At 70.4% G+C, this 17,157-nt stretch carries 13 protein-coding genes; 4 read left to right on the forward strand and 9 right to left on the reverse strand.

Going from position 1 to position 17,157, the window contains the following annotated elements; genetic code table 11:
- Positions 1-263: 263 nt before the first annotated feature.
- The 3 genes from ADK41_RS26010 to thyX form a co-directional block, all read right to left on the reverse strand.
- Positions 264-1,949: a ribonuclease J gene (locus tag ADK41_RS26010; protein ID WP_030834567.1), complete on the reverse strand. Its 1,686-nt coding sequence runs from the start codon at positions 1,947-1,949 to the stop codon at positions 264-266.
- 154 nt (positions 1,950-2,103) lie between these two features.
- Complete coding sequence (dapA, locus tag ADK41_RS26015) at positions 2,104-3,006, reverse strand: 4-hydroxy-tetrahydrodipicolinate synthase (protein ID WP_030834565.1); 903 nt, start codon at positions 3,004-3,006, stop codon at positions 2,104-2,106.
- A 209-nt stretch (positions 3,007-3,215) separates the two neighbouring features.
- Entirely contained in the window at positions 3,216-3,968 is a 753-nt protein-coding gene (thyX, locus tag ADK41_RS26020; RefSeq protein ID WP_234319051.1) for an FAD-dependent thymidylate synthase, read from the reverse strand.
- Between the two features lie 173 nt (positions 3,969-4,141).
- Here thyX and ADK41_RS26025 point away from each other — a divergent pair, with 173 nt between their 5' ends.
- Together ADK41_RS26025 and ADK41_RS26030 are read left to right on the forward strand one after the other, a co-directional pair.
- Positions 4,142-4,381, forward strand: coding sequence for a membrane protein (locus tag ADK41_RS26025; protein ID WP_030834561.1), 240 nt, complete (start codon positions 4,142-4,144; stop codon positions 4,379-4,381).
- 114 nt (positions 4,382-4,495) lie between these two features.
- Entirely contained in the window at positions 4,496-5,053 is a 558-nt protein-coding gene (locus tag ADK41_RS26030; RefSeq protein WP_030834558.1) for a hypothetical protein, read from the forward strand.
- A 24-nt stretch (positions 5,054-5,077) separates the two neighbouring features.
- Here ADK41_RS26030 and ADK41_RS26035 read toward each other — a convergent pair whose 3' ends face one another.
- The 5 genes from ADK41_RS26035 to rpsO form a co-directional block, all read right to left on the reverse strand.
- A complete protein-coding gene (locus tag ADK41_RS26035) occupies positions 5,078-5,521 on the reverse strand; it encodes a tetratricopeptide repeat protein (protein WP_030834556.1) in 444 nt (147 codons plus the stop codon).
- 14 nt (positions 5,522-5,535) lie between these two features.
- The gene (dapB, locus tag ADK41_RS26040; protein WP_030834554.1) at positions 5,536-6,288 is read right to left on the reverse strand and encodes a 4-hydroxy-tetrahydrodipicolinate reductase; all 753 of its coding nucleotides are present in this window, start codon (positions 6,286-6,288) and stop codon (positions 5,536-5,538) included.
- A gap of 26 nt (positions 6,289-6,314) precedes the next feature.
- Positions 6,315-7,694 carry a M16 family metallopeptidase gene (locus tag ADK41_RS26045; RefSeq protein ID WP_030834552.1) on the reverse strand — a complete coding sequence of 460 codons (1,380 nt, stop codon included), beginning with the start codon at positions 7,692-7,694 and terminating at the stop codon, positions 6,315-6,317.
- On the reverse strand, positions 7,691-9,925 hold the full coding sequence (locus ADK41_RS26050; protein WP_030834550.1) for a polyribonucleotide nucleotidyltransferase: 2,235 nt from the start codon (positions 9,923-9,925) through the stop codon (positions 7,691-7,693). Before ADK41_RS26050 ends, ADK41_RS26045 begins: the two co-directional genes overlap by 4 nt.
- Before the next feature lie 362 nt (positions 9,926-10,287).
- Complete coding sequence (gene rpsO / locus ADK41_RS26055) at positions 10,288-10,575, reverse strand: 30S ribosomal protein S15 (protein ID WP_004924725.1); 288 nt, start codon at positions 10,573-10,575, stop codon at positions 10,288-10,290.
- 267 nt (positions 10,576-10,842) lie between these two features.
- Here rpsO and ADK41_RS26060 point away from each other — a divergent pair, with 267 nt between their 5' ends.
- The gene (locus ADK41_RS26060) at positions 10,843-11,136 is read left to right on the forward strand and encodes a DUF397 domain-containing protein (RefSeq protein WP_030834548.1); all 294 of its coding nucleotides are present in this window, start codon (positions 10,843-10,845) and stop codon (positions 11,134-11,136) included.
- 84 nt (positions 11,137-11,220) lie between these two features.
- Here ADK41_RS26060 and eccD read toward each other — a convergent pair whose 3' ends face one another.
- Positions 11,221-12,738 carry a type VII secretion integral membrane protein EccD gene (eccD, locus tag ADK41_RS26065; RefSeq protein ID WP_030834546.1) on the reverse strand — a complete coding sequence of 506 codons (1,518 nt, stop codon included), beginning with the start codon at positions 12,736-12,738 and terminating at the stop codon, positions 11,221-11,223.
- A 305-nt stretch (positions 12,739-13,043) separates the two neighbouring features.
- Here eccD and ADK41_RS26070 point away from each other — a divergent pair, with 305 nt between their 5' ends.
- Positions 13,044-17,027, forward strand: coding sequence for a type VII secretion protein EccC (locus tag ADK41_RS26070; protein ID WP_030834544.1), 3,984 nt, complete (start codon positions 13,044-13,046; stop codon positions 17,025-17,027).
- Positions 17,028-17,157 lie beyond the last annotated feature (130 nt).

The raw sequence follows: 17,157 nt of genomic DNA on the forward strand, positions 1-17,157 counted from the left end.
CGTTTCCGACTCTATCAGATCTTTCCGACCCGATTTCCTCGGTGCTTTCCGGGGTCCCGCTTCCGCGTTTCCCTTTCCGGCGGTTCCGACTTTATCAGAGATTCTGAGTCGGATTTCCCCTCCCCTGTCGGGCGACGGTTCCGACGCACGAGGTGGTCGGGTGCCCGATCGGGAGGAGTCGTAAACGTACTGGAGCGGGGAGCCTCGATGCAAATCGAGGCTCCCCGCTCCTGGTTCGCTCGTGCGCGTGGCCCGACGGACCGTCAGACCTCCACCACCACGGGCAGGATCATCGGCCGACGTCGATAGGTGTCGGAGACCCACTTGCCCAGTGTGCGGCGGATGAGCTGCTGCATCTGGTGGGGTTCGACGACTCCGTCCTGAGCCGAGCGTTCCAGGGTTTCCGTGATCTTCGGGATCACCTCGCCGAAGGCGGAGTCCTCGATGCCGGACCCGCGGGCCTGGACGTGCGGACCACCTGTGATCTTGCCGGTGGACGAGTCCATGACGACGAAGACCGAGATGATGCCCTCGTCACCGAGGATCTTGCGGTCCTTGAGGGCCGGCTCGCCGACGTCGCCGACGGAGAGGCCGTCGACGTAGACGTAACCCGCCTGGACCTTGCCGGAGATCTTGGCCTTGCCCTCGACGAGGTCGACTGCGACGCCGTCCTCGGCGATGACGATGCGGTCGTGCGGGACGCCCGTCAGGGCGCCCAGTTCGGCGTTGGCGCGCAGGTGGCGCCATTCGCCGTGGACCGGCATCAGGTTCTTCGGGCGGCAGATGTTGTAGAAGTACAGCAGCTCGCCGGCCGAGGCGTGGCCCGAGACGTGGACCTTGGCGTTGCCCTTGTGGACGACGTTGGCGCCCCAGCGGGTCAGGCCGTTGATCACGCGGTAGACCGCGTTCTCGTTGCCGGGGATGAGCGACGACGCCAAGATCACCGTGTCGCCGTCGACGATGCGGATCTGGTGGTCGCGGTTGGCCATGCGGGACAGGGCGGCCATCGGTTCGCCCTGGGAGCCCGTGCAGACCAGGACGACCTCGCTGTCCGGCAGGTCGTCCAGTGTCTTGACGTCCACGACCAGGCCCGGCGGAACCTTGAGGTAACCGAGGTCGCGTGCGATGCCCATGTTGCGGACCATGGAGCGGCCGACGAAGGCGACGCGGCGGCCGTACTCGTGCGCCGCGTCCAGGATCTGCTGGATGCGGTGGACGTGGCTGGCGAAGCTCGCCACGATGATCCGCTTGCGGGCTCCGGCGAAGACCTGGCGCAGGACGTTGGAGATGTCGCGCTCGGGCGGGACGAAGCCCGGGACCTCGGCGTTCGTGGAGTCGGCGAGCAGAAGGTCGATGCCTTCCTCGCTGAGTCTGGCGAACGCGTGCAGGTCCGTGAGCCGGTTGTCCAGCGGGAGCTGGTCCATCTTGAAGTCGCCGGTGTGGACCGCCATGCCGGCGGGCGTACGGATGGCCACGGCGAGCGCGTCGGGGATGGAGTGGTTGACGGCGATGAACTCGCAGTCGAAGGGGCCGATGCGCTCGCGCTGTCCTTCCGCCACCTGGAGGGTGTACGGACGGATGCGGTGCTCCTGGAGCTTCGCCTCGATGAGGGCGAGGGTGAGCTTGGAGCCGATCAGCGGGATGTCCGGCTTCTCGCGCAGGAGGAAGGGGACACCGCCGATGTGGTCCTCGTGGCCGTGGGTGAGGACGATGCCCTCGATGTCGTCGAGGCGGTCCCGGATGGACGAGAAGTCCGGCAGGATCAGGTCGATTCCCGGCTGCTCCTCCTCCGGGAAGAGCACTCCGCAGTCGACGATCAGCAGGCGGCCTCCGTACTCGAAGACCGTCATGTTCCGGCCGATCTCGCCGAGACCGCCGAGCGGGGTGACGCGCAGGCCGCCCGCGGGGAGCTGCGGAGGCGGGCCGAGTTCAGGATGCGGATGACTCAAAAGACTCTCCTCAAACACGCGCGCCACGTACCGGTGGGGCACGTGGCGCGCATGACGTTCGTGCAGAAGCAGTTGTCGTATAGGGGTGCGGGCACCGGTGGCCCGCTTATTCAGTTGTGAAGTGCGTCTGCGCGCTCGGGCGCGCGAAGTCTGATTACTGGAGTTGTACCCCGCCGGCGGCAAGATCGATCTTGAGCTGCTCGATCTCTTCCGGCGTGCACTCGGCCATGGGGGCGCGCAGGGGGCCGGCGGGGAGGCCCTTGAGGGCGAGCGCCGCCTTGGTGGTCATCACGCCCTGGGTGCGGAACATGCCCGTGTAGACGGGGAGCAGCTTCTGGTGGATCTCGGTGGCCTTCTGGACGTCCCCGGAGGTGTACGCCTCGACCAGGGCGCGCAGCTCGGGGGTGACGAGGTGACCGACGACCGAGACGAAGCCGACCGCTCCGATGGAGAGCAGGGGCAGGTTCAGCATGTCGTCGCCGGAGTACCAGGCGAGGCCGGAGCGGGCGATGGCCCAGCCGGCGCGGCCGAGGTCGCCCTTGGCGTCCTTGTTGGCGACGATGCGCGGGTGCTCGGCGAGGCGGACGATCGTCTCCGTGCTGATCGGGACGCCGCTGCGGCCGGGGATGTCGTAGAGCATGACCGGCAGCTCGGCGGCGTCGGCGACGGCCGTGAAGTGCCGGTAGAGGCCCTCCTGCGGGGGCTTGTTGTAGTACGGGGTGACCACCAGGAGACCGTGCGCGCCGGCGCGCTCCGCGGCGCGGGCCAGTTCGGTGCTGTGGTGGGTGTCGTTGGTGCCGACTCCGGCCACGACGTGGGCGCGGTCGCCGACCGCCGCCACGACGGCCCGTACGAGATCCGATTTCTCCGCGTCGCTGGTGGTGGGGGACTCGCCGGTGGTGCCGTTGACGATCAGGCCGTCGTTGCCTGCGTCCACCAGGTGGGTGGCGAGCCGCTGTGCGCCGTCGAGGTCGAGTGCGCCGTCCGCCGTGAAGGGCGTGACCATGGCGGTGAGGACCCGCCCGAAGGGGGTCTGCGGAGTGGAGGTCGGAGCCATGGGTTACACGCTACTCGTTGCTCAGGTCGGGGTCTTCCCTCGGGGGAGGCGACGGGGTGGGGCGGAGGGGGACCCGGCACTGCCTGCTCGGGGGTTCAGGCAGTGCCGAGCCCGTCTGATCAGGCTAGATGAACTTCATGAAATGCCGCAATACGGACACTTCGCGAGGCTGAACCGTACATCTGTGCCCGCGGGCTTGAGCTGCGGTTCTACGGGGCCACGCGTCCGTTGGCGTTGAAGGCGGCGTACGTGAGCGGCATGAGACGGGCCCATTCGGCCTCCATCTTCTCGCCGACCATCTCGATCTCCCGCTGCGGGAAGGACGGGACCTTCGCCAGCTCGTGCTGGGTGCGCAGGCCGAGGAAGTGCATCAGCGAGCGGGCGTTGCAGGTGGCGTACATCGACGAGTACAGGCCGACGGGGAGTGTCGCGCGGGCGACCTCGCGGGCGACGCCCTCGGCCAGCAGCTTCTGGTAGGCCTCATAGGCCTGGTGGTAGGAGTCGCCGAGCACGCTCTGGACGGTCTCGTGCTGTGCGGGGGTGCCCTCGACGAACACGTACTTGCCCGGGCGCCCTTCCTGGACCAGCTTGCGCGACGCGTCGGGGACGTAGAAGACGGGCTGCAGCTCCCGGTAGCGCCCCGACTCCTCGTTGTAGGACCAGCCGACGCGGTGGCGCATGAACTCGCGGAACACGAAGATCGGCGCACTGATCATGAACGTCATGGAGTTGTGCTCGAAAGGGCTGCCGTGCCGATCCCGCATGAGGTAGTTGATCAGCCCCTTGGAACGCTCCGGGTCCTTCTGCAGTTCCCCGAGGGACTGCTCTCCCAGGGTCGAGACGCGGGCGGCGAACAGGACGTCGGAGTCCGAGGCGCTGGACTTCACCAGTTCAACGGTGACGTCGCTCCGCAAGGTGACGTCGGTACGCGGTGACGGCTTGGGATCGTCGGCGGAGGTCAAGAGGGTCCTTCCCATCGCAGCAGCAGGGCGGCGCCCACTTTACGGGGCGCCCGGGAGGGGGAAGGAGGTGCCCTGCCGTGACGAAATTTACGGATGTGGGCACCCTTTGGGGCGATCGTTCGTCTGTGTTGGTGAGAGTGAATTCGTTCGATTCCGAAGGAGGCGTACCCCTGATGTCCGGTCGGCGCGAACCCGTACCGTTCGCTTTTGTCGCCGAGGCCGACAGGTTCCGCAGCAATGTCACCCCGCCGCCGCCCGAGCGGGCCTCCGTCGGTCAGATGGCCGGGCGCTGGCTGCTGGGGCTCACCCTGGTGGCCGGGCTGGTGGGTTCCCTGGTCATCGGAACACCGGCGCTGTCCGCCGATTCCTCGGGGTCGGGGACACGGCAGTCGCAGGCGACCGAAGGTCGCTGAGCCGCCTCCGGCCGTGGCGCCGGCTCCGTCCGGGCCCCCGAGGGTGGTGACCGGCGGCACGGATCGATAGCCTCACCGAGCACTGCTGACGCATGGATCGAGTGAGGACCCGTCGTGCCCCTGTCCTTCCTGACGGCCGACCGCGCTTTCGACACGGCGGACGATGTCGCCCTGCCGTACGACAACCGGGACCGCTGGCGGCGCCCGTACCGTCCCGGGCCGTGGCGGGTGGGGGCGGCGGCGCTCCTGCTGCTGCTCGCGTCGTTCGTGCTGTTCGCCGCGGTGATCATCGCGACGACGGCGACGCCGACGTCCGCCGCGACGGTCTTCGCCGTCGCACTGGTCGCCGTGGCCGGCGCGCTGCGACTGCTGCGCATGGGCGTGTGGGTGAGCTCCCGAGGGCTGCGCCATGTGGCCTTCGTGACCACCCGTACGACGTCCTGGGAGCAGGTCGTCTCCGTGCGCACGGTGCAGCAGCCGGTGCGCTGGCTGGGTCTGCCCCGGACGGTGCAGGGGCAGGCGCTGGTCATCGCCCGGCGGGGGCGTTCGGCGGAGTCGCCGGCGCCGCTGCTGACCTCGCACAACGCGGACTTCCTGGGCCGGGACAAGCTGGCCTTCGACCGGGCGGCCGACACCGTGGAGGCATGGGCCGCCGAGTACCGGCGCGACTGAGCGGCCCCGGGCTCCCGCGCCCGCTCAGTGAGAGGTCTTGTGCAGGGCGATCGCCCGCTGCATCGCCTTGCGGGCGCGGGGGGTGTCGCGGGCGTCGTGGTAGGCGACGGCGAGCCGGAACCAGCTGCGCCAGTCGTCGGGGGCATCCTCCGTCTCGGCCTTGCGGCGGGCGAAGACCTCGTCGGCCGAGTCGCGGTCGACCCGGCCGCTGGGCAGGCGCTTCAGCTCGTCGACGGGCAGGCCGCCCTCCGCGTCGAGCAGGGCGGCGAGCCGGTTGGCGTCGCGGACGAACTCGGTGTTCTTCCACAGGAACCAGACGCCGATGACCGGCAGGATCAGCACCGCCACGCCGAAGGTGACGGTGAGGGGCGTGCCGGTCTCGATGAGCAGCACGCCGCGGCTGCCGACCAGGACGAAGTAGACGACCAGGACGGCGGCCGTGACGGCGTAGGAGATCTTCGCGCGCATGGGATCGGCCGGGCTCAGTTCAGGTCGAGGAAGTGTTCCAGGCCGAAGGTCAGGCCGGGAGTGGTCACCACGCGGCGGGCGCCGAGCAGGATGCCCGGCATGAAGCTGCTGTGGTGCAGGGAGTCGTGGCGGACGGTGAGGGTCTCGCCCTCGCCGCCGAGCAGGACCTCCTGGTGGGCGAGGAGTCCGCGCAGCCGGATCGCGTGCACCGGGACCCCGTCGACGTTCGCGCCGCGGGCGCCGTCGAGGGCGGTGGCCGTGGCGTCCGGGGCGGGGGCGCTGCCGGCCTGGCGGCGGGCCTCGGCGATGAGCTGGGCGGTGCGCGTGGCGGTGCCGCTGGGGGCGTCCACCTTGTTCGGGTGGTGCAGTTCGACGACCTCGACGGACTCGAAGTACGGGGCGGCGATCTGCGCGAACTTCATGGTGAGGACGGCGCCGATGGAGAAGTTCGGCGCGATGAGGACGCCCGTCTCCGGGGACTGGTCGAGCCAGCCCTTCAGCTGCGCGAGGCGGTCGTCGGTCCAGCCGGTGGTGCCGACCACGGCGTGGATGCCGTGGCGCACGCAGAAGTCGAGGTTGCCCATGACCGAGGCGGGGGTGGTCAGCTCCACGGCGACCTGGGCGCCGTTCTCGGCGAGGGTCTCCAGCTTGTCGTCCCGGCCGAGGGCGGCCACCAGCTCCATGTCCTCGGCGGCCTCGACGGCCCGTACCGCCTCGGAACCGATCCGGCCCTTGGCACCGAGGATCGCCACGCGCAGCTTGCTCATGTTCTTTGCTTCCTTACCGGGAGGGGTCAGGCGACGGCGTCGTGCAGGCGGGACGCCTGCTTGTCCTTGAGCGGGCCGATGACCGACAGGGAGGGCCGCCGTCCCAGGACGTCGCGGGCGACCGAGCGGACGTCGTCCGGGGTCACCGAGGCTATCCGGGCCAACATGTCGTCGACCGACATCTGCTCGCCCCAGCACAGTTCGCTCTTGCCGATACGGTTCATCAGCGCGCCGGTGTCCTCCAGGCCGAGGACGGTGGAGCCCTTCAGCTGGCCGACGGCGCGCTCGATCTCGTCGTCGGGGAGTCCGTGCTCGGCGACGTGGTCGAGCTCGTCGCGGCAGATCTTCAGCACGTCGTGCACCTGGGAGGGCCTGCAGCCCGCGTACACGCCGAACAGGCCGCAGTCGGCGAAGCCGGACGTGTACGAGTACACGCTGTAGGCCAGTCCGCGCTTCTCCCGGACCTCCTGGAAGAGGCGGGACGACATGCCGCCGCCGAGGGCGGTGTTCAGCACGCCCAGGGCCCAGCGCCGCTCGTCGGTGCGGGACAGGCCCGGCATGCCGAGGACGATGTGCGCCTGTTCCGTCTTGCGGCCGATGAGCTCGACCCGGCCGGCGGTGCGCAGCGCGCGGCTGCCGCCGCGCGGGGCGATCGGTTCGGCGTCGAGGTTCTTGAGGGCGCCGGCCTTCTCGAAGGCGGCGCGGACCTGGCGTACGACCTTGTTGTGGTCGATGTTGCCGGCACAGGCGACCACGAGATGGGTCGGGTCGTAGTGCTTCTTGTAGAAGCGGCGGATGCGGTCGGCGGTGAGGGCGTTGACCGTGTCGACCGTGCCGAGGACGGGGCGGCCGAGGGGGTTGTCGCCGAACATGGTGTGCGCGAACAGGTCGTGCACGCAGTCGCCCGGGTCGTCCTCGGTCATCGCGATCTCTTCGAGGATGGCGCCGCGTTCGACGTCGACGTCCTCCTCCTGGATCAGCGAGCCGGTCAGCATGTCGCACACCACGTCGATGGCGAGCGGCAGGTCGGTGTCGAGCACGCGTGCGTAGTAGCACGTGTACTCCTTGGCCGTGAACGCGTTCATCTCGCCGCCGACGGCGTCGAGGGCGGAGGAGATGTCCAGGGCGGACCGGCGGGAGGTGCCCTTGAAGAGCAGGTGCTCCAGGTAGTGGGTGGCGCCGTTCAGGGCCGGGGTCTCGTCGCGGGAGCCGACGTGGGCCCAGATGCCGAAGGTCGCCGAGCGGACCGAGGGCAGCGTCTCGGTGACGATGCGCAGGCCGCCGGGGAGGGTGGTCCTGCGGACCGTGCCGATGCCGTTCTCGCCCTTGATCAGGGTTTGGGTACGGGCGACGGCCCGCGCCTCCGAGGAGGTGCGGGCCGTCGCCTTGGCGCTACGGGACGTCACTTGTCGGCGTCGTCCTTCTTGTCGTTGTCGGAGCCGCTGTTGGACTCGGCCTCGCCCTCGATCACGGGGATCAGGGAGAGCTTGCCGCGGGAGTCGATCTCGGCGATCTCGACCTGGACCTTGGCGCCCACGCCGAGCACGTCCTCGACGTTCTCCACGCGCTTGCCGCCGGCCAGCTTGCGGATCTGAGAGATGTGCAGCAGACCGTCCTTGCCCGGCAGCAGGGAGACGAAGGCGCCGAACGTCGTCGTCTTCACGACCGTGCCCAGGTAGCGCTCGCCGACCTCGGGCATCGTCGGGTTGGCGATGCTGTTGATCGTGGTGCGGGCGGCCTCGGCGGCGGGGCCGTCGGCGGCGCCGATGTAGATGGTGCCGTCGTCCTCGATGGTGATCTCGGCGCCGGTGTCCTCCTGGATCTGGTTGATCATCTTGCCCTTGGGGCCGATGACCTCGCCGATCTTGTCGACCGGGATCTTCACGGTGATGATCCGCGGCGCGTTGGGGGACATCTCGTCCGGCGTGTCGATCGCTTCCATCATCACGTCGAGGATGTGGAGGCGGGCGTCACGGGCCTGCTTGAGGGCGGCGGCCAGGACGGAGGCGGGGATGCCGTCCAGCTTGGTGTCGAGCTGGAGGGCGGTCACGAACTCCTTGGTGCCGGCGACCTTGAAGTCCATGTCGCCGAAGGCGTCCTCCGCACCGAGGATGTCGGTGAGGGCGACGTAGTGCGTCTCGCCGTTGATCTCCTGGGAGATCAGACCCATGGCGATGCCGGCGACCGGGGCCTTGAGCGGCACACCGGCGTTCAGCAGCGACATGGTGGAGGCGCAGACCGAGCCCATGGACGTCGAGCCGTTGGAGCCGAGGGCCTCGGACACCTGACGGATCGCGTAGGGGAACTCCTCGCGCGTCGGCAGCACCGGCACGATGGCGCGCTCGGCGAGCGCGCCGTGGCCGATCTCGCGGCGCTTGGGGGAGCCGACGCGGCCGGTCTCGCCGACGGAGTACGGCGGGAAGTTGTAGTTGTGCATGTAGCGCTTGCGGGTCACCGGGGAGAGGGTGTCCAGCTGCTGCTCCATGCGGAGCATGTTGAGGGTGGTGACGCCCAGGATCTGGGTCTCGCCACGCTCGAAGAGCGCCGAGCCGTGCACGCGCGGGATGGCCTCGACCTCGGCGGCCAGGGTGCGGATGTCGGTGACACCGCGGCCGTCGATGCGCTTCTTCTCCTTGATGACGCGCTCACGGACCAGGGACTTGGTCAGCGAGCGGTACGCGGCGGAGATCTCCTTCTCGCGGCCCTCGAACTCCGGCAGGAGCTTCTCGGCGGCGAGCGCCTTGACGCGGTCCAGCTCGGCCTCGCGCTCCTGCTTGCCGGCGATGGTGAGCGCCTGGGCCAGCTCGGGCTTGACGGCGCCGGTGAGCGCCTCGAGGACGTCGTCCTGGTAGTCCAGGAAGATCGGGAACTCGCCGGTGGGCTTGGCGGCCTTGGCGGCGAGGTCGGCCTGGGCCCTGCAGAGCACCTTGATGAAGGGCTTCGCGGCCTCCAGACCGGCGGCGACGACCTCCTCGGTCGGCGCCTCGGCGCCGCCCTCGACCAGCTTGATGGTCTTCTCGGTGGCCTCGGCCTCGACCATCATGATCGCGACGTCGCCGTCCTCCAGGACGCGGCCCGCGACGACCATGTCGAAGACGGCGTCCTCGAGCTCGGTGTGCGTCGGGAACGCGACCCACTGGCCGTTGATCAGCGCGACGCGGACGCCGCCGATCGGGCCGGAGAAGGGCAGGCCGGCCAGCTGCGTGGACGCGGAGGCGGCGTTGATCGCCACGACGTCGTACAGGTGGTCGGGGTTGAGCGCCATGATCGTGGCGACGACCTGGATCTCGTTGCGCAGGCCCTTCTTGAAGGAGGGGCGCAGCGGGCGGTCGATGAGGCGGCAGGTGAGGACGGCGTCCTCGGAGGGCCGGCCCTCACGGCGGAAGAAGGAACCGGGGATCCGGCCCGCCGCGTACATCCGCTCCTCGACGTCCACCGTGAGCGGGAAGAAGTCGAGCTGGTCCTTGGGGTTCTTGGAGGCGGTGGTGGCCGACAGCACCATGGTGTCGTCGTCCAGGTAGGCCACGGCGGAACCGGCCGCCTGGCGGGCCAGGCGGCCCGTCTCGAAGCGGATGGTGCGGGTGCCGAAGGAGCCGTTGTCGATGACGGCCTCGGCGTAGTGGGTCTCGTTCTCCACTAGCGTTTTCTCCGTTACTTTGTCGTCTTTCGTCCCGCCTCGCCCGTGTGGCGGGGGGACGGGGACGGAGAAGCGCTCCACTGGTGCGGGCCGGTCTTCGATCGAAGCTCCCGGGGTTCACTCTCCCGGGGGCCACTACCGAGGACCGGCGGCGGCGAGGTGCGCTTCTCCTCGTGCGTCGTGACGTCCGATGACGTCGGTCGGCGGTGCCCTGGGGACCGCATACCCATGCGGCGCGGGACATCACACCGAGTCGTGTCTCTTGCGTTGTGCTACCACACTACAAAGGCGCGGTGACACTCCGCACGTACAGCAAAGGGAGCGGCCCCCTTTCTCCAGGGAACCGCTCCCTTCACGGCGTCCTACTTGGCGCCCGCCGCACCGCGGCGGATGCCGAGGCGGTCGACCAGCGCACGGAAGCGCTGGATGTCCTTCTTGGCGAGGTACTGCAGCAGCCGGCGGCGCTGACCGACCAGGATCAGCAGACCACGACGGGAGTGGTGGTCGTGCTTGTGGGTCTTGAGGTGCTCCGTCAGGTCGGAGATCCGACGGGACAGCAGAGCGACCTGGACCTCGGGGGAGCCGGTGTCACCCTCCTTGGTACCGAACTCGGAGATGATCTGCTTCTTCACTGCGGCGTCGAGCGACACGCGTACTCCTCATAGTCTGTGAGTGGCCACCGAGCGCCCCCGGTCTTCGTCTCGGGGGTCTTCCATGGCTCGGAAGGCGAGGATCCGCTGGGCGCGATCTCCAGAGCGAGCCCGCTCCGAAGGTGCGTACACAAACGGCCGTCACTCAGCGTACCAGGCCGTAGCGGGCGCCTTCCCCCCGGTCCGCCGAACCGGCCTGGCCGGACGTCGCAGGCCACTAGGGTGAGCGCTCGGACCGTTCGTACGTCGGGAAGGGGTCGCTGCGGCATGACGGAGACGGCTGAGGAGATCAAGGCACGCAAGGAGCGGGAGAAGGACGAGCTCTACGCCCTCGACATCTCCGGCGTCGAGTGGCACGGCGCGCCGGGCACCGAGGAGCACGAGGAGCGGGTCGAGATCGCGTACCTGCCCGGCGGCGCCGTGGCCATGCGGTCCTCCCTCGACCCGGACACGGTGCTGCGGTACACGGAGGCGGAGTGGCGGGCCTTCGTGCTGGGCGCGCGGGACGGGGAGTTCGACCTGGAGCCGGCGCCGCGGAACGGCGGACGCGACGCCGGGTGAGACGGCGGCGGGCGGCACTCCGTGTGCCGCCCGTGCGGGCCCGGGGGACATCACTGCCCGTTCTCCCGGAGGAGGGCGGGCAGGTCAGTTGCCGGTCATCGACCGGGCCGCCGCGTAGACGTCGAAGACGGCGAGTGCCAGCGGGACCAGCGTCAGCAGGACGAACACCTCCGCGATCTCCATGAACCGGCCCCAGAAGGGCGTGACGCCGCGCCGGGGGACGATCAGACCGATGGCGGTGACCAGGGCGATGGCCACGGCCACGGCCGCGGTCAGCCACACGCTGCGGACGTCGAGGGCGGTGGTGTCGCCCTGGAGCGCGTCGCGCCAGGCCTGCGCCGGCGGGTTCATCGCGAGCCCCAGGCCGAGGAAGACCAGGCAGGCGAGGCCGGCCGCCAGAGCGGAGGCGACCTGGGCGGTGTACCGGAACAGCTGGGCCCGCATCAGCATCGCGACGCCGGTGGCCAGGGCGAGGAGTTGCGCCCAGACGTTGCCGGAGAAGCCGAGGACGATCGACGCCCCCACGGAGACGAAGGCGCATCCGCCGACGAGGCCGACGAGGAGTTCGTGGCCGCGACGGGCCTGGGCCGCGACGCGCCGGGTGTCGACGGGTTCCGGAGCGTCCTGCTCCTCCGTCAGGTAGGAGCCGCGTGACGCGCTGGGCGGTTCGAAGCCGATGGGCAACCGCGCGAAGCGCACGGACAGGCCCGGCAGGAAGGCGAGGGCGCACACGGCCAGGGGCGCGCACACGGCGGCCGTCTCCATGGGCTCCAGCCGTGTCAGCATCGCGAGGAACGTCGTGAGCAGGCCGATCGCGGAAGCGAGGACGAAGGCCACGAAGGGGCTGTCGCCGCCCGGCGACACCAGGGCGAGCACGACGGAGGCGACCAGCACCGCCGCGCACGCCAGGAGGAACTGGAGCCGCCCGATGCCCTGGCCGTCGGCGAGCGGCAGCAGTCCCGAGCCGGCCACGGCGACGTTGGGCAGGGCGCCCAGCCCGAGGGCGACCGCGGAGCCGCGGTCGTCGTACACCCGTGCACGGACGCACGCGAAGGTGGTCAACAGGACTCCGGCGACCGCGGCGAGGATGCCCTGGAGACCGTGCATGTCGTGGTGGACCTGGGAGCTCCACGCCACGAACGCCAGCAGCGCAGGAAGGACACCTCCCGCCACGAGACCGGCGACGCGGGTGAGATCGCCGTCCCACAGGGCGCGGTCGCGGGTGACGGCGGACGCCACCGCCTCCGACACGTCGTCGAAGACGGCGGGGGGCAGCGACTCCGAGAACGGGCGCAACGTGAGCAGTTCGCCGTCCAGGATGCGCTGGACCGCGAAGGACCGGGCGCTGTCGAGGACGGTCCCGTCACGGCGTACGAGGTGGTAGCCGACCGGTGCGCCCTCGGCGGGACTCTGCCGGGAGAACCGCAGGATCTCCGGGTACAGGTCGGCGACCGGCACGTCGTCCGGCAGCGCCACGTCGACACGGCTGTCGGGGGCCACGATGGTGACCCGGCAGAAGCCGAGTCCCGTGCCTGCCCCGGACGGGGCTCCGGTGCCCGGTCCGCCGGCCGTGCCGGCCGGCGCGGAGGCCGTCGTACTCACCTGTTGTTCCCCCTCGTCGGTGCTGCGGACCCGCGCGTACCGTCGCGCACGGTCCCTGGGCGGTGCTCTCGTCCGATCCGCCCGCCGGTCGCCTCCTCGGGGACCGGGCCGACGGACCACACGTGTGCCGCACGTCGCGCGGTGCACGCACTTCGGCGGCCGATTCGCAACTGCTCACACGTCTCACGGCACCCTACCGCCCACCGGAGTCAGCGGCTGTCAGTAGGATCGCGCAGCGCGATCGACGTTCGCCGGACACGGGGCGGCGGGCGGAACGGATCCGTTCGGCAAGGGAATTGGTGCGAGTGAGTCACATCGTCGTCAAACGTCCGCCACGTGCGCTGCCGAAGGACGTGCCCACGAACGAAATCGTGCTGCAACCGCCTCCGGAGCTGCCCCGCGGTCAGCAGGAGGGCGCCCTGATGCAACTCCTGCCCATGCTCGGCATGGGCGGGTCCGTGGTGTTCTTCTTCAATCCGCAGGCCCAGCCGTTCATGAAGATCATGGGCATGGTGATGGTGGCCTCCACCATCGCCATGGGCGTCGCGATGCTGGTCCGCTACCGACGCGGCAACCAGGGGCAGCTGGCGGACCTGCGCCGGGACTACCTCCGTTATCTGTCGCAGGTCCGGCTCACCACCCAGGAGACCGCGCAGGCCCAGCGCGACGCCCAGTACTACCTGCACCCTTCACCGGAGCAATTGTGGGCCCTGGTCGCCGAGGGCAGCCGGGTGTGGGAACGGCGCGCCGGCGACGCGGACTTCGGGCAGGTGCGGGTGGGTCTGGGCCCGCAGGCCCTGGCCACTCCGCTGGTTCCGCCGGAGACCGCTCCGGTGGACCAGCTGGAGCCGCTGACCGCCGGGGCCATGCAGCGCTTCGTGGCCACCCACAGCACCCTCGACGCCCTCCCGATGGCGATCTCCCTGCGTGCCTTCTACCACGTGACGCTCAGCGGCGACCCGAAGAGCGTGCGCGGCACGGCCCGTGCCGTCACCGCCTCCCTGGCCGCGCTGCACTCCCCCGACGACCTGGTCGTCGCCGTCGCCACCGGACGCGAGTCGGCTCCCGAGTGGGAGTGGGCCAAGTGGCTGCCCCACGCGCAGTGTCCGACGGCCACGGACGGCGCCGGCAGCATGCGCCTCGTCACCACCGACCCCGTGGAGCTGGAGGAACTGCTCTCCACCCGTCTCCAGGGCCGTCCGCGCTTCCACCCGGGCGGGCCGCCGGTGCCCGAGCAGCCGCACCTGGTCGTCGTGCTCGACGGCGTCTCCCTGCCGCCGACGTCGCTGCTGGCGAGTCCGGAGGGCCTGCAGGGCGTGACCGTGCTGGAGGTCGTGCCCGGCAACCTCGCCACCGGTCGTGGTGACCTCTCCCTCGTCGTCCACGCCAGGGACCTGCGTCTGGAGTCGGCGCACGGCATGGTCTACGAGGGCACGGCCGAGGGACTCTCGTACGAGGCGGCGGAGGCCCTGGCCCGGCAGCTCGCCCCCCTGCGCATGGCGTCGGGCGGGGACGACGACGAACCGCTCCTGTCCAACCTGGAGTTCACCGATCTGCTGAATCTGGGTGACGCCGCGGCGGTGGACCCACGACGGACCTGGCGACCCCGTTCGCAGTCCGAACGGCTGCGGGTGCCGATCGGCGTCGGCGAGGACGGCCGGGCCGTGATGCTCGACCTCAAGGAAGCGGCGCAGGAGGGCATGGGCCCGCACGGCCTGTGCGTCGGCGCGACCGGTTCCGGGAAGTCGGAGCTGCTGCGCACCCTGGTCCTCGGCCTCGCCGTGACCCACTCCTCCGAAACCCTCAACTTCGTGCTGGCGGACTTCAAGGGCGGCGCCACCTTCGCGGGCATGGCCCAAATGCCGCACGTGGCGGCCGTGATCACCAACCTGGCCGACGACCTCACCCTCGTCGACCGGATGGGCGACTCCATTCGCGGTGAACTCAACCGGCGCCAGGAGATGCTCCGCGACGCGGGCAACTACGCCAACATCCACGCCTACGAGAAGGCCCGCGCCGCGGGTGCTCCGCTGCAGCCGATCCCGTCCCTCGTGCTGGTGATCGACGAGTTCAGCGAACTGCTGACCGCCAAGCCGGACTTCATCGAGATGTTCGTGCAGATCGGCCGGATCGGCCGGTCGCTGGGCGTGCACCTGCTGCTCGCCTCGCAGCGGCTGGAGGAGGGGCGGCTGCGCGGGCTCGAGACCTACCTGTCGTACCGGATCGGTCTGCGGACGTTCTCGGCGGCCGAGTCGCGGGCGGCGCTCGGCGTTCCGGACGCCTATGAGCTGCCGAACGTCCCCGGCTCCGGTTTCCTGAAGTTCGGTACGGACGAGATGGTGCGCTTCAAGGCGGCGTACGTCTCCGGCGTGTACCGCTCCGGCACCGACCGGACGGCGTCGTACGACGGCCCCTTGCCCGTGGACCGCCGGCCCGTGCTGTTCACGGCCACGCAGGTCCCGGTGCGGTACCTGGCGGTTCCGCGGCAGCGCGACGCGTCCGACGGCGTGGGGGGCGACGAGACGGACGACGCGCTGGCCGACACCGTCCTCGACGTCATCGTGCGGCGCCTGGAGGCGCAGGGCCCGGCCGCGCACCAGGTGTGGCTGCCCCCGCTGGACAGCCCGCCGTCGCTCGACGCACTGCTGCCCGGCCTCGCCGAGGTGCCCGGCCGCGGCCTGACCCAGCCCGGCTACGAGGGCGCGGGCCGGCTCGTCGTCCCGGTCGGCCTCGTCGACAAGCCGTACGAACAGCGTCGCGACCCCCTGTGGGTGGACTTCGGTGGCGCGGCCGGCCACATGCAGATCCTGGGCGGCCCGCAGTCCGGGAAGTCGACGCTGCTGCGCTCGATCATCGCCTCCTTCGCGCTCACCCACACCCCTCACGAAGTGCAGTTCTACGGACTGGACTTCGGCGGCGGCGGCCTGTCCGCCGTGGCGGGGCTCCCGCATGTGGGCGGTGTGGCGTCGCGTCTGGACCCCGAGAAGGTGCGGCGTACGGCGGCCGAGGTGTACGGCGTCATGACACGCCGGGAGGAGTACTTCCGTACGGCGGGCATCTCCTCGATCGCCGAGTTCCGCGCCCGCCGTGCGCGGGGCGACGTCTCCGTGACCGACCAGCCCTGGGGCGACGTCTTCCTGGTCATCGACGGCTGGGGGAACTTCCGCACGGACTACGACGCGCTGGAGCCGGTCGTGCTGGACATCGCGACGCGCGGCCTCGGCTACGGCATCCACCTGATCCTCACCGCTTCCCGCTCCATGGAGGTCCGCGGCAACCTCAAGGACCAGTTGATGAACCGCCTGGAACTGCGGCTCGGTGACCCCATGGACTCCGAGTTCGACCGCAAGGTCGCGGCCAACGTGCCGACGGGGGTGCCCGGTCGCGGCCAGACCCCGCAGAAGCAGCACTTCATGGCCGCGGTCCCGCGGATGGACGGCCTGTCCTCCGACACGGACCTCGCGGAGGCGACCCAGGCGCTCGGGACCGAGGTGGCCCGGCACTGGCAGCAGCCAGGTGCTCCCGCGGTGCGCCTGCTGCCGAGGGAGTTCCCGGCCCACCAGCTCCCCCCGGGCGACCGGTTCCCCCGCCAGGGGGTCTCCTTCGCGCTCGACGAGGACAACCTGGAGCCGGTGTTCGTCGACTTCGACCAGGACCCCTTCTTCCTGATCTTCGGGGAGAGCGAGTCCGGCAAGTCGAACCTGTTGAAGCTGCTCATCCGGCGCCTGACCGAGCGCTACGACGGCGACAGCTGCAAGCTCTTCGTCATCGACAACCGGCGCTCCCTGCTGGGCGTGACCCCGCCCTCGCACCTGGCCGAGTACGTCCCCATGTCGAACCAGATGCAGCACCACATGGACGCGCTCGCCGAACTGATGCAGCGGCGCACACCGACCGCGGACGTCACGCCGCAGCAGTTGCGCGACCGCAGCTGGTGGCAGGGGCCGATGGTCTACATCGTCATCGACGACTTCGACCTGGTGGCCACGTCGAGCGGCAACCCCCTGGCCGGCCTGACCGAGCTGCTCCCCCTCGCCCGGGACGTCGGCGTGCGCTTCATCATCGCCCGCTCCACCGCGGGCGCGAGCCGCTCCGGGTACGAGCCCTTCATGCAGCGGCTGAAGGAGCTCGGCGCGCAGGGCGTCGTCCTCAGCGGCGATCCGGCCGAGGGCGACCTGCTGGGCGGCGTGCGTCCGCGTCCGATGCCTCCGGGGCGGGGCGTGTTCGTCTCCCGGCGGCGGGGGCGGCCGTTGGTGCAGACGGGGCTCGTGGCGGAGGAGGAGCTCTGACGGTCCACCGACGCCGGCGGCTCTCATCGCCGCTGCGTGCACTCGCACTCGGCTGAGGCTGCCCGATGACCGCGGTTGCCGAAGCGGCGGTGAGACGGCCCGGGGAGGCAGGGACGGCCTCCCCGGGCCG

Source organism: Streptomyces caelestis (assembly GCF_001279005.1).
Taxonomy (GTDB): Bacteria; Actinomycetota; Actinomycetes; order Streptomycetales; family Streptomycetaceae; genus Streptomyces; species Streptomyces heliomycini.

What these genes read in the sequence shown, in the direction of transcription:
- dapB (WP_030834554.1), bottom strand. Translation starts at nt 6,288, where the DNA reads ATGAGCAAGCTGCGCGTGGCGATCCTCGGTGCCAAGGGCCGGATCGGT.
- dapA (WP_030834565.1), bottom strand. Translation starts at nt 3,006, where the DNA reads ATGGCTCCGACCTCCACTCCGCAGACCCCCTTCGGGCGGGTCCTCACC.
- ADK41_RS26060 (WP_030834548.1), top strand. Translation starts at nt 10,843, where the DNA reads ATGACGGAGACGGCTGAGGAGATCAAGGCACGCAAGGAGCGGGAGAAG.
- ADK41_RS26035 (WP_030834556.1), bottom strand. Translation starts at nt 5,521, where the DNA reads ATGCGCGCGAAGATCTCCTACGCCGTCACGGCCGCCGTCCTGGTCGTC.
- ADK41_RS26025 (WP_030834561.1), top strand. Translation starts at nt 4,142, where the DNA reads ATGTCCGGTCGGCGCGAACCCGTACCGTTCGCTTTTGTCGCCGAGGCC.